Source organism: Acidovorax sp. M2(2025), from assembly GCF_049330835.1.
GTDB lineage: Bacteria > Pseudomonadota > Gammaproteobacteria > Burkholderiales > Burkholderiaceae_C > Acidovorax.
In genome coordinates this window covers 2,730,863-2,745,706 of sequence record NZ_CP186262.1, presented here as the reverse complement: position 1 = coordinate 2,745,706, position 14,844 = coordinate 2,730,863, and the positions used below count along the sequence as shown (strand labels likewise).

The following is a 14,844-nucleotide window of genomic DNA, read 5'->3' as shown; positions in this document are numbered from 1 at the left end:
GCTCAGGGGATTCTCACCCCGCCGGCTTCACGTCCAGCACGATTTCCGTGAACGAGGGCAGGTCGTCGGGCGCGTCGCGGGCCTCCTTCTGGGCCTTGGCGGCCTTGGCCGCCAGCGAGAAGTCGTTCTGCAGGCGCCACATCAGGTTGGTGGGCGAGTCGGCGTACGCCAGGCCTTCCTTGCGGTCGATCTTGCCATCCTTGATCAACACGGCCAGGGCCTCCTCGAAGGTCTGCGAGCCCTCGGCCATGGACTTTTCCATGGCCTCGCGCACGCCGGAGAAGTCGCCCTTTTCCACCAGCTCGGACACGAGCTTGGAGTTGAGCATGACCTCCACGGCCGGCACGCGGCCGCCGTCGGACTTGCGCACCAGCCGCTGCGACACCACCGCCTTGAGCGCCGAAGCCAGGTCGCCCAGCATGGTGGGGCGCACTTCGACCGGGTAGAAGGACAGGATCCGGTTGAGCGCGTGGTAGCTGTTGTTGCCGTGCAGCGTGGCCAGGCACAGGTGGCCGGACTGCGCGTAGGCAATGGCGGCCGACATGGTTTCCCGGTCGCGGATTTCGCCGATCAGGATCACGTCGGGCGCCTGCCGCAGGGCGTTCTTCAGCGCCGTCTGCAGCGACTGGGTGTCGCTGCCGATCTCGCGCTGGTTGACGATCGACTTCTTGTTGCGGAACTGGTATTCGACCGGGTCCTCGATGGTGAGGATGTGCCCCGTGAGTGCCTCGTTGCGGGTGTCGATCATGGAGGCCAGGGTGGTGCTCTTGCCCGACCCCGTGGCGCCCACCACCAGGATGAGCCCGCGCTTTTCCATGATCAGGTCGCGCAGCACCGTCGGCAGCCCCAGCGACTCGAACTCGGGGATCTGCTGGGAGATGAAGCGGACCACCACCGCGTAGCTGCCGCGCTGGCGCATGGCGCTGATACGGAAGCGGCCCACCCCGCTGATGGGAACCCCCATGTTGAGCTCGCCCGTTTCCTCCAGCTCTTCGACACGGTCGGGCGGCACCACTTCGGACAGCAGGTTGCGCGGGGCGTCCGGCGGCAGGATCTGGTTGTTGATCGGGATGCACTCGCCGTTGATCTTGATCAGCGCCGGGGCATTGGCCGACAGATAGACATCGGAAGCCTTTTTCTCGGCCATCAGGCGAAGAATCCGTTCCATCGTGCTCATGGGGTGTCCCTCCGAATCATGGGCTCTTCGGCCCTGGAAAACGGGCACCCGCCTGGAGCGGCCCCCGCGCGCCCCGGCCGCGCGGCCGCACAGGCGGCGCCGGGCTGGTGCGGGCGGGGCGGGGCAGTGGTGCCGCCGCTCAGCAGGGGGGTGTCGTTCATTTAGTCGCGCAGCAGGTCGTTGATGCTGGTCTTGGAGCGCGTCTGGGCGTCCACCTGCTTGACGATGATGGCGGCGTACATGCTGTAGGGGGCGCCGTTGGCGGCCGTCTTGGGCAGGTTGCCGCTCACCACCACCGAGCCGGCGGGCACGCGGCCGTAGCTGATCTCGCCGGTGGCGCGGTTGAAGATGGGCGTGCTCTGGCCCAGGTACACGCCCATGCCCAGCACCGAGTTTTCCTCGACCACCACGCCTTCGACGACCTCGGAGCGAGCGCCGATGAAGCAGTTGTCTTCAATGATGGTGGGGCCGGCCTGCAGCGGCTCCAGCACGCCGCCGATGCCCACGCCGCCCGACAGGTGCACGCCCGCGCCGATCTGCGCGCACGAGCCCACGGTGGCCCAGGTGTCGACCATGGTGCCTTCGCCCACGTAGGCGCCGATGTTCACGTACGACGGCATCAGGATCGCGCCCTTGGCGATGAAGCTGCCGCGCCGCGCCACGGCCGGGGGCACCACGCGCACGCCGGTGGCCTTCATCTCGTCTTCGGACAGGTGGGCGAACTTGGTCTGCACCTTGTCATAGAAACCCAGGTCGCCCGCCTTGACGACTTCGTTGTCCTTCAGGCGGAACGACAGCAGCACCGCCTTCTTGATCCACTGGTGCACCGTCCACTGGCCCACGCCCTGGCGCGTGGCCACGCGCAGCGTGCCATTGTTCAGCTCGGCAATCACCTGTTCGACAGCGTCCTGCACTTCCTTGGGGGCCGCGGCGGGCGAGAGGCTGGCGCGGTTGTCCCAGGCGTTGTCGATGATGGTTTGCAATTGTTGGGTCATGGTGTGGTCTGTCAGGCAGTACGGGATTGGATGAATTGCACGATGCGCAGCGCGGCTTCCACGCATTCTTCGGCTTCGGCCACCAGGGCCATGCGCACGCGCTGGGCGCCAGGATTGCTGCCCTGGGCCTCGCGGGCCAGGTAGCTCCCAGGGAGCACCGTGACATTGTATTGAGCCAGGAGAGCCCGTGCGAACTCTGCGTCGTCCATTCCCAGGGCGTCGGGGACCTTGGCCCACAGGTAGAACCCGGCATCGGGCAGCGCCACGTCCATGACGCCGGCCAGCAGGGGCGTGACCTGGGCGAACTTCTTGCGGTAGAGCGTGCGGTTTTCCACCACGTGCTGCTCGTCACCCCAGGCCGCGATGCTTGCCGCCTGGATCACCGGGCTCATGGCGCTGCCGTGGTAGGTGCGGTACAGCAGGAAGGCCTTGATAAGGGCCGCATCGCCCGCCACGAAGCCGCTGCGCATGCCCGGCACATTGCTGCGCTTGGACAGGCTGGTGAAGGAAATCAGGTTCTTGTAGTCGCTGCGCCCCAGCTGGTCGGCCGCCTGGAGGCCACCCAGGGGCGGCTCGTCGCGGAAGTAGATTTCGCTGTAGCACTCGTCCGAAGCGATCACGAAGCCGTAGCGGTCGCTCAGCTCGAAGAGCCGCTTCCACTCGCTCAGCGGCATCACGGCGCCGGTGGGGTTGCCGGGGGAGCACACAAAGAGCAGCTGGGTGCGCTGCCAGACCGTTTCCGGAACGGCGTCCCAGTTGACGGCGAAGTTGCGCGAGGGGTCGCTGGCGACGTAGTAGGGCTGCGCCCCCGCCAGCAGGGCCGCGCCCTCGTAGATTTGGTAGAACGGGTTGGGGCAGACCACCAGCGCCTGCCCTTGCGACGGATCGACGACGGTCTGGGCAAAGGCAAACAGCGCTTCGCGGGAGCCGTTGACGGGCAGTACCTGCGTGGACGGGTTGAGCCCGACACCATAGCGCCGCTGCAGCCAGCGGGTGAAGGCTTCGCGCAAGGCCAGGTCGCCCGCGGTGGCGGGATAGCTGGCCAGGCCATTCAGGTTGTTACTGAGTGCATCTTTGATGAACTGGGGTGTAGGATGGCGTGGCTCACCCATCCCCAGGCTGATGGGGCCATACGCCGCCGGAGGCGTCACCCCCGCAAAGAGTTGCCGCAGACGCTCGAACGGATAGGGCTGGAGGTGGGAAAGCAGGGGATTCATGGGCCGCCATTATGGGCGATGCCCCGCGCGGGTTTAGAACGTGTTTACGATCTCCCAGGGGTCGCGCAGCGGTCTTTGCGGGAGGGGATGCAAGGCGCGGTGCGCCGTGGATAGCTCGGCTATCCACAAGCGCCGCAACGCCGCAGACCGCCCGCAAAGGCCGCTGCCCGAAGGGTTGGAGCGAAATCGGGTGATTGGACGCCCCGGCTGCTTGCATGGGCATGAGCCCATGCGGCGCATCCGAAGCATCCACTCTTCCCGATTGCGCTCCAACGCGATCCCCTGCGAGATCGTAAACACGTTCTTACAGGGTTCCCGGGCTGCGGTCTCCTCCCGCGCCTGGTAGCCGTACGACCTGTGGGCCTGTCAATCCTTCGTAAGTGCGCCCCCCTAGATTCGCGCCATTTGACAAGAACGACAGAGGAGACAAGAAGATGCCAGGATTCCTACCGCTGCGCCCGGGGCTTTGGTGGATGCGCAGGTGGCATCTGCCGGGCAAGCTGCTCTCGCTGGCGTTGACCGTGGCCGCGGCGCTGGCCGTGGCCCTGGCCGGCAGCCCCTGGTGGGCCGTGGCTCTGGCCGCAGGGCTGGTGGCCTATGCGCTGTGGGCGCTGTATGCCAGCCTGCGGGCCGACCTGGCGGGCCTGGCCCGGACGGTGGCTCTGACGCAAGGCGGCGACCTGCGCGTCCAGCCCGCCAGCCACTACGGCCGCGACGAGATCGGCGAAATGGCCGGATCGCTGGACCGCATGGTGCTGGCCCTGTCCTCCATGGTGGCCGACATCCGCAGCAACGCGGCCCTGGTGGCCCATGCCGGGGAAAGCCTGGCCGAGGGCAGCCGGGCCCTGGCGGAGCGCACCGAGCAGCAGGCGGCCAACCTGGAGCAGACGGCCGCCAGCGTGGAGCAGCTGTCGTCGGCGGTGCAGAACAACGCCCAGACGGCGCAGAGCGCGGACGCCCAGGCGGCCCAGGTGCGCGGCGCGGCCGATGTGGGCGCGCAAGCCATGGAGCGCGCCGTGCAGTCGGTGGAGGCCATCCAGCAGGGGGCGCGCCGCATGACGGAGATCATCGGCGTGATCGACAGCATCGCGTTCCAGACCAACATCCTGGCCCTGAACGCGGCCGTCGAGGCGGCCCGGGCCGGGGAGCAGGGCCGGGGTTTTGCCGTGGTGGCGTCGGAAGTGCGCATGCTGGCCAAGCGCTCCAGCGACGCCGCGCATGAGATCCGCGAGCTGATCGGCACGTCGGTGAACCAGGTGGAAACCAGCGCCGGGCTGATCCGCTCGGCGGGCGAAGGCATCTCGGGCATGGCGCGGGGCATTCGCAGCGTGGCGGCCAGCATGAGCGAGATCTCGGGCTCCAGCGCGCAGCAGAGCACCGGCCTGCGCGAGGTGAGCGCTGCGGTGCAGCAGCTCGACCAGATCACCCAGCACAACGCGCAGATGGTGGGGCATGCCGTGTACCAGGCCGAGGCCCTGGAAAGCCGCGCGTCCACCCTGTCGCGCGCCGTGTCCGCGTTCCGCCTGCAGCAGGGCACGGCCGAAGAGGCGGTAGCCCTGGTGCGCAAGGCGGTGGCGCTGCACAAGACCACTTCGCGCGACCAATTCCTGCGCAGCATCACCGACAAGCACCAGCCTTACCACGACCGCGACATGTACGTGTTCGTGCTGGACACGGCGGGCACCTACCTGGGCTTTGGCGGCAACCCGGCCAAGGTGGGCACGCGAGTGCAGGACATTCCCGGCATCGCCGGCGACCAGCTGGTGCGCGACATCGTCGCGCAGGCCGACCGCGAACCGGGCTGGGTGGAGTACGACATCACCAACCCCGCCACGGGCAGCGTGCAGACCAAGATGTCCTATGTCAGCCGCGTGGGCGACCTGTACGTGGGCTGCGGCGTGTACAAGACGCTCGCGGCGCGCTGACCCCACCCCTCCAGCAGGCCGCAGGACGGGCGTAGACCGGGCTGTGGACTACTGCGGGCCGGCCGCGCGCCGTTGCCGCGCGCGTTCCAGGGCGGCAGCAATTGCCGCCTGGCGCGATGCTGCTGCGGCATCGGCCGTGGCCCCAGCCGCAGAGGTGGCTGCCGGCTGGGGCGCACCGGGGACGGCCAGAGAGCGGTCTTGCCGGTCTTGCGCTGCCGCGTCGCCGGCATCCCCTGTGTCGTTCACGGTTTCCAGCGGCACCCGTTCGCGGTGTGCCTGGTAGCGCTGGCGGGCTTCCTGCGCCTGCGCGGGTGACCATGCCGCCCAGCCGGTGGCGGAGCCGCTGGCGTTTTCCAGCTGGATGCAATCCACCGGGCACACGGGAATGCACAGCTCGCAGCCCGTGCAATGCGGCTCGATGACGGTGTGCATCTTCTTGTGGGAGCCGACGATGGCGTCCGTGGGGCAGGCCTTGATGCACAGGGTGCAGCCGATGCACCAGGATTCGTCGATCCAGGCCACGGACCGCGGTGCCTCCACCCCGTGCTCGGCGCTCAGCGGCAGGGCCGGGCGGCCCGTGATCTGCGCCAGCCGGGCAACGCCCTCGGCACCGCCCGGGGGGCACTGGTTGATGGGGGCGGCGTCCTCGGCGATGGCGCGCGCATAGGCGGCGCAGTCCGGGTATCCGCAGCGGGTGCACTGGGTTTGCGGCAGCGCCGCGTCGATCCGGGCCGCCAGCGCCGCATCCGCCGGCGCGGCCTGGCGGGCAGGGGGCACAGACGGTGCTGGGGACCGCGCTGGAGACGGCGCTGCGGACTGCTGCGGGCTCAAGCCTTGCGCGCCGCGCTGCGGCGGGTGCGGGGCGCGGCACCCACCTTCGCGGGGGCTGCGGCGGGTTCGGCCCGCTCGGCTTGCGCGGCGCTGCCCACGGCCGGCGTCACCCAGCGGGTTGCCACGGTGGCGGCTTTTGCAGCCGCCTGCGCCGGCGCAGCAGCGCGCGGGGCGGCCGCCTTGGCCGCTGCGCGGCGGGGCGGATTGTCGTCCGGCGTTTCGGCCGCGTTGGCGGGCGTGCTGGCCGGCGCCTGGCGCTGGGGCTGCTCGTGCTGCTGGATGAAAGCGCGCACCTGCGGGTACGCCACTTCCCGCCAGCGGCGGCCGCTGAAGATGCCGTAGTGGCCTGCTCCCTGGACTTCCAGGTGCTGCTGCTCCTTGTGCACGATGCCGCTGCACAGGTCGTGGGCGGCACGGGTCTGGCCCGAGCCGGAGATGTCGTCCAGCTCGCCTTCCACCGTGAGCAGCGCGGTGGTCTTGATGTCCTGCGGCCGCACGCGCTCGATGGTGCCGTCCGGAGACCGCACGTCCCAGGTGCCATGGACCAGCTTGTAGTCCTGGAAGACGGTCTGGATGGTTTCGAGGTAGTAGTCCGCGTCCATGTCGAGCACGGCGTTGTACTCGTCATAGAACTTGCGGTGGGCCTCGGCGCTGGCGTCGTCGCCCTTGATCAGGTCCTTGAAGTAGTCGTAGTGGCTGGTGGCGTGGCGGTCCGGGTTCATGGCCACGAAGCCGGTGTACTGCAGGAAGCCCGGGTACACGCGCCGGCCTGCGCCGGGGAAGTTGTCGGGCACGCGGTAGATCACGTTGTTCTCGAACCACTCGAAGCTGCGGTTCGTGGCCAGGTTGTTCACGGCCGTGGGCGACCTGCGGGCGTCGATGGGGCCCCCCATCATGGTCATGGACAGGGGCGTGGTCTCGCCCCGGCTGGCCATCAGCGACACGGCCGCCAGCACGGGCACCGTGGGCTGGCACACGCTGATCACGTGGCAGTTGCCGTACACGCCCTGCAGGTGGCGGATGAATTCCTGCACGTAGTTCACATAATCGTCCAGGTGGAACTCCCCGTCGGACAGGGGCACCAGCCGCGCGTTCTTCCAGTCGGTGATGTAGACCTTGTGGTCCTTGAGCATGGTGCGCACGGTGTCGCGCAGCAGCGTGGCGTAGTGGCCGGACAGGGGCGCCACGATGAGCACCACCGGCTGCGCCTTGATCTTGGCCAGGGTGGCCGGATCGTCCGAGAACCGCTTGAAGCGCCGAAGCTCGCAAAACGGCTTGTCGATCTCGATGCGCTCGTGCACCGCCACGCCCACGCCGTCCACGTCCACCGAGTGAATGCCGAAAGCGGGCTTTTCGTAGTCCTTGCCCAGGCGGTACATGAGTTCGTAGCCGGCGGACATGCGCTGGGCAAACGGTGTCTCGCTGAACGGGGACAGCGGGTTGCTGAACAGCTTGGCCGCGGCCTGGGCGAAGTCGGTGAACGGCTCCATCAAGGAGCGCTGGGTTTCGTAAATGTGGTACAGCATGGGGCGAAACTCCGTTATGTTGCAGTGCAATATAGCAGCACCCGGTAACGCGCGCATGGAGGAAAACCACCAATGTGGAGTCGCGCAGGCGACAGATGGCGGGCCCGGCCGATCACCAGACAGGCTTGTTGAAAAATTGCTATAAAATTAGTAGCATCTTGCGCAATGCCCACTGCGCTAGAGCCTTGTAACGCGTCAGGACGCCTTGGGCTCGCCCGTTTCCCGGAGCCAGGCCTCGAACGCCTCGCGGGCGGAGTTGCGCAGGGCCGGGCGAAAGGCGGCCTTGTTACTCAGGTACAGGCAGTGGCGCATCACCGTATAGGGGTTGAAGCTGGCCTGTGGGTTGTGTTCCTCGAAATGCTGCTTGTAGCGCTTGACCACGCCCACGGTCTCGCGCAGCAGGCTGTTGAAGCGGGCGCGCGTCATGGCGCCGCGCGACCAGGCCTGGATGTCGTCCACAAAGCTGTCGACCTTGGACGGCTCGAACTCGAAATCCTTGAAGAAGTGCGTGGCGATCTTCAGGAAGGTGAAGGCATTGAGTTCGCTGCTGAACGCGTGGAGCTGCGACGGCGAAGCGGCGCTACCGTCGGCCGCAGCACCGTCGGGGGCCGGCTCGGCGGTCTCGTCAGGCGCCTGCAGCAGCTCGGCCGCCGTGGCGTCCCGGATCTGGCGGAACTCCCGGTCGGCCAGCTCGAACAGGGCGGACAGCACGTTGATGCGCCGCTTGAGCTCGCCGGGAATCGACTTCTTGTACTTGATGCGGTGGTCCAGGACGCTCCAGGAGTCCTGGATGATGGTGCGCACCTGCAGCTCGAACGGCAGGTGCGCATAGGCCGCGTGCTCGGGCAGGGCGCGTTCCGCGGTGCTGAGCTTGAGGTCCAGGTGCAGGCCCTTGTAGCCGAACGAGGCCTCCGTGCTTTCCACGGCCGACACCTTGTCCGTCACGTCGATCACCGCAAAATGCGCCCGCACGATGGCGGCGATCTTCTCCAGCTCGTCCTCGTACAGGCACACCACGCGCACGCCCACCAGGTCGGTGATGTAGTGCTGGATCTCGTAGGGCGTGTTGCCTTCCTCCAGCGCAGGGCGGTACTTGCGCACGAACTTGCGGATGCACTCGTCCACGTCCTTCACGCGCCCTTCGACCTTGGCCACCTCCACGCCCCCGGCGCGGGCAACCGCGGAGGCCACCAGCCCGGTGAACGCGGCGCAGGCGCCCTCCAGTGCGCCGGACTGCTGCGCATACCACGCGCGGAAGTGGGATTCCTCCAGGTCGAAATCAAGCGATGCCATGCGGGGCCTTGGGGTCGGTGGATGGGAGCCGGAAGCATCCGGCAGCCGTGTGAACCTGTTTTGACGATGGCGGGAGCATACCCAACCCGCCGGGGCAAAAAGTCCTGTTCCCCGCGGGGCGGATGGCCATAATAGCCCTGTCCGTTCTCCGCCACGGGCTCTTGACGCGCAGGCAGGCCATTCACCGGAACGACACCCCATGACGCAGCACTCCGACGCCGGCGCGCCCGCCGGACCAGCCTCCGGGGCCCCGCGCCGCGGTGCGATGGGTGCTGCCGCCAGCCAGCGGTGGCTGGCGGTGCTGCTGGCCCCGCTGGTGGGCCTGCTCACCCTGGGGCTGACCTTTCTCTACTGGCAAAGCGAAGAGAAGGGCGCCCAGGCGAAGCAGCAGCAGAACTTCCAGGTGGCGGCCGACCAGATCGCCTACAACCTCAAGGACCGCATGGCCACCTACGAGGTGGTGCTGCGCGGCGTGAAAGGGTATTTCGAGGGATCCGAGCGGATCGACCGGTCTGAATTCCAGGCATATGTGGGCGCGCTGGAACTGGCCAAGACCCGCCCCGGCCTGCAGGGCATCTCGCTCATCCTGCAACTGCCGGCCACGGCCATGGCGGCGCACCTGGAGGACATGCGCCAGCGCGGGTTTGCGCAGTACACCGTGCGCCCCGAGGGGCAGCGCGACGTGCTGGCTCCCGTGACCCACATCGAGCCACTGGAAGGCAACAACCTCAAGGCGCTGGGCTTCGACGTGCTGACCATCCCCGCCGCGCGGGAGGCGCTGTACCGCGCCCGGGACACGGGCACGCTGGCGCTGTCCGGCCAACTCCTGCTCATGCAGGACAGCGGGCCCGGCCTGGTGATGTACCTGCCCCTGTACCTGCGGGAGGCCGACACGCGCACCGAAGCAGGCCGGCGTGCGGGCCTCACCGGCTGGGTGGCCGCACCGTTCCGTATGCAGGACGTGATCCTCGGCCTGTCGCGGGAGTTTGATGCGGACATCGGGCTGCGCATCACCGACAGCACCGGGCACGACGCCGTGCTGTTTAGCAGCACCGCGCCATTGCAGGGGGCGGCGACTGCTGCGGCCGGCCTGGAAGCCCGCCGCGTGCTGGAGCTGGGCGGCCGGCGGTGGATGCTGCACATGGCGCCTCTGCCGGCCTTTGCGAGCCGGTTCCGGGACGCGGGCCACCATGCCGTGGCGCTGCTGGGCTTGGCGCTGAGCCTGCTGCTGGCCTGGTCCACCTGGCAGCTGGCCACCGGGCGGCAACGGGCCGTGGCCCTGGCGCGCAGCATGACGGCCGAGCTGCGCGCCACGCGCGACGACCTGGAGAGCACCCTGAGCGCCATCCCCGACCTGCTGTTCGAGCTGGACCTGGATGGGCGCATCCACCACTACCGGTCGGCCCGGGCCGAGGAGCTGGCCGTGCCCCCGGAGATGTTCCTGGGCCGGCTGCTGCGCGACGTGGTTCCGCCGGAAGCGGCGGCGGGCTGCCATGTGGCGCTGGAAGCGGCCGACCGCACGGGCTATTCCGCGGGCCACCAGTACCGCCTGGAGTTGCAAGGCGCCACGCACTGGTTTGAGCTGTCCATCGCCCGCAAGCAGAACGCGGCGCCGGGCACCGCGCCCCGCTTCATCGCCCTGTCGCGCGACATCACCGAACGCAAGCGGGCCGAGGCCCGCACGCACCAGCTGGCCTACTTCGACGCCCTGACCGGGCTGCCCAACCGGCGCATGCTGCTGGACCGCCTGGAGCACGCCCTGCTCAGCGCGCAGCAGGCTGCGCAGGTGGGCGCCGTGCTGTACATCGACCTGGACAACTTCAAGCAGATCAACGACGCGCTGGGCCATACGCTGGGCGATGCCCTGCTGCGGCAGGTGGCGCGCCGGCTGGAGGAGCACCTGCGCCCCGGCGACACGGTGGCGCACCTGGGCGGCGACGAGTTCGTGGTGCTGGCGCACAACATCGCGGCCGACATGGACACCGCCGGACGTGCCGCGCTGCTGGTGGCCGAGGAGATCCGGGCCGCGCTGGAGGTGCCGTACGCCATCGAGACCCACCTCTACAGCACCACGGGCAGCATCGGCATCACGCTGTTTCCCAAGCGGGGCGAAGGCGTGGAAGACCTGCTGCGCGAGGCCGATACCGCCATGTACCGCGCCAAGGACCTGGGGCGCAACCGCATCCGCTTCTACGAGGCCGCCATGCAGGCGGACGTGCAGGAGCGCCTGGCCCTGGAGCAGGACCTGAAGAAGGCCCACGAACTCGGCCAGCTCGCCGCCTATGTGCAAAGCCAGGTGGACGCGCAGGGCAGGGTGGTGGGCGGGGAGCTGCTGATGCGCTGGAACCACCCTGTGCGCGGCAACGTGCCGCCCAGCCGCTTCATCCCCGTGGCCGAGGCCTCGGGGCTGATCCTGCGCATGGGCGACTGGATGATCCAGCAGGCCTGCGAAGCCCTGGCCCGCCTGCAAGCCCAGGGGCTGGCGCTGTCGCTGTCGGTCAACGTCAGCGAGCGGCAGTTCCGCCAGGACGACTTTGTCGAGCGCGTGCGCCATGTGCTGGCCCACACCGGCGCCAACCCCGGCCACCTGGTCCTGGAAGTGACCGAAAGCCTGCTCATCGAAGACCTGGACGACACCATCGCCCGCATGACCGAGATCGTGCGCCTGGGCGTGCGCTTTTCCATTGACGACTTCGGCACCGGCTACTCCAGCCTGGCCTACCTCAAGCGGCTGCCGTTGTACGAGCTCAAGATCGACAAGAGCTTTGTCGACGACACGCCGGACGACCCCAACGACACGGCCATCGTGCAGTCCATCCTCTCCGTGGCCCGCCACCTGAACCTGCGCGTGGTGGCCGAGGGCGTGGAGACCCAGGCCCAGGCCGACTTCCTGGTGCAAAGCCAGTGCGACTTCCTGCAGGGCTACCTGTTTGCGCGGCCGGAGCCGCTGGCGGCCTGGGTGGCCCGGCAGCGCGGTGATTCGTGAAGAAGGTGCTTGGCCGCACCCGCCAGCGCTACAGGGCCGGCGCTGGGGCCTCTTCGGCAGTGGCCTGGTGGTACGACTGGCGCGCCAGCGCATGCACCTCGCGCGCCGGCCGGTCCTTGAGCAGGTGGTTGCTCCACACCTGGCGCCAGATACGGGCGCCAGGCAGGCTGTGGCGCAGGCCCAGCATGTGGCGGGCGATGTGGGGCCAGGGCGTGCCGTGCTGGGCGGCCTCGCGCTCCATGTACTCCACCATGGCCAGCTCCACTTCCTCGCGGGTCAGCGGGCAGGGCACACCACCGTGTTCGCCGTAGTAGAGCTGGTCCCAGCGGGCCAGCCACCAGGGGTTGTGGTAGGCCTCGCGGCCGATCATCACGCCGTCCAGGTGGGCCAGCTGCTCCTGCACCACGGCATCGGTGCTGATGCCGCCGTTGATGGCGATGGTGAACTGCGGGAACTCGGCCTTCAGGCGGTGCACCACTTCGTAGCGCAGCGGCGGAATGTCGCGGTTTTCCTTCGGGGAGAGGCCTTGCAGCCAGGCGTTGCGGGCGTGGACGATGAACACGGTGCAGCCGGCCTCGGCCACGGTGCCGATGAAGTCGCGCACGAAGCCGTAGTCCTCCACCTTGTCGATGCCGATGCGGTGCTTGACAGTGACTGGCAGGCTCCCGCCCACGGCGTCGCGCATGGCCTTCACGCAGTCGGCCACCAGCTGCGGCGCCTTCATCAGGCTGGCGCCGAACGCGCCGCGCTGCACGCGGTCGCTGGGGCAGCCGCAGTTCAGGTTGATCTCGTCATAGCCCCACTGCGCGCCCAGGCGGGCGGCCTCGGCCAGCTTGTCGGGCTCGTTGCCGCCCAGCTGCAGGGCCACCGGGTGCTCTTCGGCGTTGTAGCGCAGGTGCCTCTCGGTGCCGCCGTACAGGATGCCGCCGGCGTTCACCATTTCGGTGTACAGCAGGGTGTGGCGCGTCAGCAGCCGGTGAAAGTAGCGGCAGTGGCGGTCGGTCCAGTCCATCATGGGGGCGACGGACATGCGCCAAGGGCTCAGGGGGGTGGAGTCCACGGATATCAGGCAAAGGGTGGAATAGACGGCGGGGCGGGCGCCGGGCGCAGCGGCGTGGCCTTGTAAAGCCGGGCCGCGCGCAAAGCGGCAATTATCCCCGACCCGGGTTGGGCACGGCCGCTCCCAGGGTGTTGGGCGCGCAGAGGTTTGAAGCAAAAATGACCGCCAGCCCTTATGGGGAAAGCGCAAGCAGCTATTAATTTTGACACCTTCACCGTCAGCGGCCCTGCAGCCTTTTGCCCTGGCTCAAGGCGGGACAACGGGGGCATCAGCGATACTCGCGCCCTGCGTTCTGTTTCGTTTTGTCACGGGCGGCGAAATGCTGCTGCCCCAATTTCCCCAGCGCAGCGGTGTTGCCGCCTGCGCCCGCGCTGCCCGGTTCCTTCCATGCACTCCACCATTTTTGACACGCCCGTGGTCAACACCCTGCTGCGCGCCGTCTCCCGCGCCACCCTGCGCATCACCGGCTGGAGGGTCGAAGGCTGTCTGCCGCCCGATGCCGCCAAGAGCGTGCTGATTGCCGCGCCGCACACCAGCAACTGGGACCTGCCCTACACCCTGATGCTGGCGTTTTCGCTGCGCCTGCGGGTGTACTGGATGGGCAAGCAGAGCCTGTTCCGCGCGCCGTTTGGGGGCGTGATGCGCTGGCTGGGCGGTATCCCGGTGAACCGGGAGCAGGCCAGCAACCTGGTGGCCCGCTCGGCCCAGGCCATGCGCGATGCCGTGGGCCCCATGCAGCTCATCGTGCCGCCCGAGGGCACGCGCGGCAAGACGCGTCACTGGAAGACGGGCTTTTACTTCATCGCCCAGCAGGCGCAGGTGCCCATCGTGATGGCGTTTGTGGACTACGGCCGCAAGGTGGGCGGCCTGGGGCCGGTATTCCAGCCCACGGGCGACGTGGAGCGCGACATGGCGGCCATCAAGGCGTTTTACGCGCCCATCCAGGGCAAGAACCCGGCGCAGTTCGAGGCGTGATGCGTGCTGGGCCAATTTGGCTTGCAGGCCTTGATGGATAAGCGCAAGCAGCTACGCTAAAGATAGCGTCTGCATGCTCTTCGGGGCGCGCCCGTTGCGACTGGCGCGGCCCAGGCCGGGGCTGCGGCTCCAAGCCTGCCTGCGCAGGGTTGGACGGCCTGAAGAACTGCAGCCTGGGGCGGCCAGCACCGGGCGGTGCAGCCGCTCAGGGGGATGTCACCCCACCTGTCGGCGGTCGATCTTGCGGCTGAGCACGATGCTGGTCTGCGTCTGGTGCACGCCCTCCAGCTGGCCCAGCCGGTCGAGCAGGGTGTCCAGCTGCTCGTGCGTGGGGCAGCGCAGGAACACCAGGTAATCAAACGGCCCGCTCACGGCCGAGACCTCTTCCACCTCGGGCATGCCCGCCAGCGCCCGCAGCACGGCGGGGGCGGCGCGGGGCAGCACGCTCAATGAACACCAGGCGCGCACGGTGGTGGCGTCCAGCGGTGCGCCCAGGCGCACGCCGTAGCCGGTTACGACGCCTGTACGCTCCAGGCGCGCAATGCGGGCCACCACGGTGGTGCGGGCCAGGCCGAGCTTGCGGGCCAGCGTGGCGGTGCCTTCGCGCGCGTTGGCCTGGAGCAGGCTCAGCAACTGGCGGTCGGTGGCGTCCAGCACGGCCGGCAGGGGCAAGTGCGAGAGCGCAGGGGCGGATGACGGTGCGGAGGCAGAGGCCATGAAGCAGCCCAACAGTGATTGTGACCAGCATCTTCGCCGTAATGACGAAATTGGGCAAGTTGATCGACGGCTTTGGCGCTACACATTGACAGCAGGCTTGCCTAGCATCAAGGGCCTATCAACCTGGGAGCCACCCGCACCC

At 68.4% G+C, this 14,844-nt stretch carries 11 protein-coding genes; 3 read left to right on the top strand and 8 right to left on the bottom strand.

Translation table 11 applies throughout. The annotated features are described in order from the left end of the window. Window positions 1-13: 13 nt before the first annotated feature. The 3 genes from ACOYR3_RS12770 to dapC all read right to left on the bottom strand — a co-directional run bounded on the left by ACOYR3_RS12770 (window position 14) and on the right by dapC (window position 3,389). Window positions 14-1,177, bottom strand: coding sequence for a PilT/PilU family type 4a pilus ATPase (locus tag ACOYR3_RS12770; RefSeq protein WP_422842752.1), 1,164 nt, complete (start codon window positions 1,175-1,177; stop codon window positions 14-16). Between the two features lie 161 nt (window positions 1,178-1,338). Then, on the bottom strand, window positions 1,339-2,172 hold the full coding sequence (gene dapD / locus ACOYR3_RS12765) for a 2,3,4,5-tetrahydropyridine-2,6-dicarboxylate N-succinyltransferase (protein WP_291489996.1): 834 nt from the start codon (window positions 2,170-2,172) through the stop codon (window positions 1,339-1,341). An 11-nt stretch (window positions 2,173-2,183) separates the two neighbouring features. Further along, complete coding sequence (dapC, locus tag ACOYR3_RS12760) at window positions 2,184-3,389, bottom strand: succinyldiaminopimelate transaminase (RefSeq protein ID WP_422842751.1); 1,206 nt, start codon at window positions 3,387-3,389, stop codon at window positions 2,184-2,186. A gap of 434 nt (window positions 3,390-3,823) precedes the next feature. Here dapC and ACOYR3_RS12755 point away from each other — a divergent pair, with 434 nt between their 5' ends. Then, window positions 3,824-5,314 (top strand): methyl-accepting chemotaxis protein, encoded by a 1,491-nt coding sequence (locus tag ACOYR3_RS12755; RefSeq protein ID WP_422842750.1) that lies wholly within the window; start codon window positions 3,824-3,826, stop codon window positions 5,312-5,314. A gap of 48 nt (window positions 5,315-5,362) precedes the next feature. On the opposite strand, the gene rsxB is transcribed toward ACOYR3_RS12755, so the two are convergent. The 3 genes from rsxB to ACOYR3_RS12740 form a co-directional block, all read right to left on the bottom strand. Then, window positions 5,363-6,091, bottom strand: a complete 729-nt coding sequence (gene rsxB / locus ACOYR3_RS12750) for an electron transport complex subunit RsxB (RefSeq protein ID WP_422842749.1) — start codon at window positions 6,089-6,091, stop codon at window positions 5,363-5,365. 50 nt (window positions 6,092-6,141) lie between these two features. Continuing rightward, on the bottom strand, window positions 6,142-7,671 hold the full coding sequence (locus ACOYR3_RS12745; RefSeq protein ID WP_422842748.1) for a polyhydroxyalkanoate depolymerase: 1,530 nt from the start codon (window positions 7,669-7,671) through the stop codon (window positions 6,142-6,144). A gap of 195 nt (window positions 7,672-7,866) precedes the next feature. After that, window positions 7,867-8,964, bottom strand: coding sequence for a GTP pyrophosphokinase (locus ACOYR3_RS12740; RefSeq protein WP_422842747.1), 1,098 nt, complete (start codon window positions 8,962-8,964; stop codon window positions 7,867-7,869). Between the two features lie 199 nt (window positions 8,965-9,163). Here ACOYR3_RS12740 and ACOYR3_RS12735 point away from each other — a divergent pair, with 199 nt between their 5' ends. Further along, window positions 9,164-11,950, top strand: coding sequence for a bifunctional diguanylate cyclase/phosphodiesterase (locus tag ACOYR3_RS12735; RefSeq protein WP_422842746.1), 2,787 nt, complete (start codon window positions 9,164-9,166; stop codon window positions 11,948-11,950). A gap of 28 nt (window positions 11,951-11,978) precedes the next feature. On the opposite strand, the gene dusA is transcribed toward ACOYR3_RS12735, so the two are convergent. Beyond that, complete coding sequence (dusA, locus tag ACOYR3_RS12730; protein WP_422846582.1) at window positions 11,979-12,965, bottom strand: tRNA dihydrouridine(20/20a) synthase DusA; 987 nt, start codon at window positions 12,963-12,965, stop codon at window positions 11,979-11,981. Window positions 12,966-13,397: 432 nt separating this feature from the next. Here dusA and ACOYR3_RS12725 point away from each other — a divergent pair, with 432 nt between their 5' ends. Beyond that, the gene (locus ACOYR3_RS12725) at window positions 13,398-13,985 is read left to right on the top strand and encodes a lysophospholipid acyltransferase family protein (RefSeq protein ID WP_422842745.1); all 588 of its coding nucleotides are present in this window, start codon (window positions 13,398-13,400) and stop codon (window positions 13,983-13,985) included. Window positions 13,986-14,201: 216 nt separating this feature from the next. Here the strand turns inward: ACOYR3_RS12725 and ACOYR3_RS12720 are convergent, their stop codons facing one another. Continuing rightward, window positions 14,202-14,702, bottom strand: coding sequence for an Lrp/AsnC family transcriptional regulator (locus ACOYR3_RS12720; RefSeq protein ID WP_422842744.1), 501 nt, complete (start codon window positions 14,700-14,702; stop codon window positions 14,202-14,204). Between the last annotated feature and the right edge of the window lie 142 nt (window positions 14,703-14,844).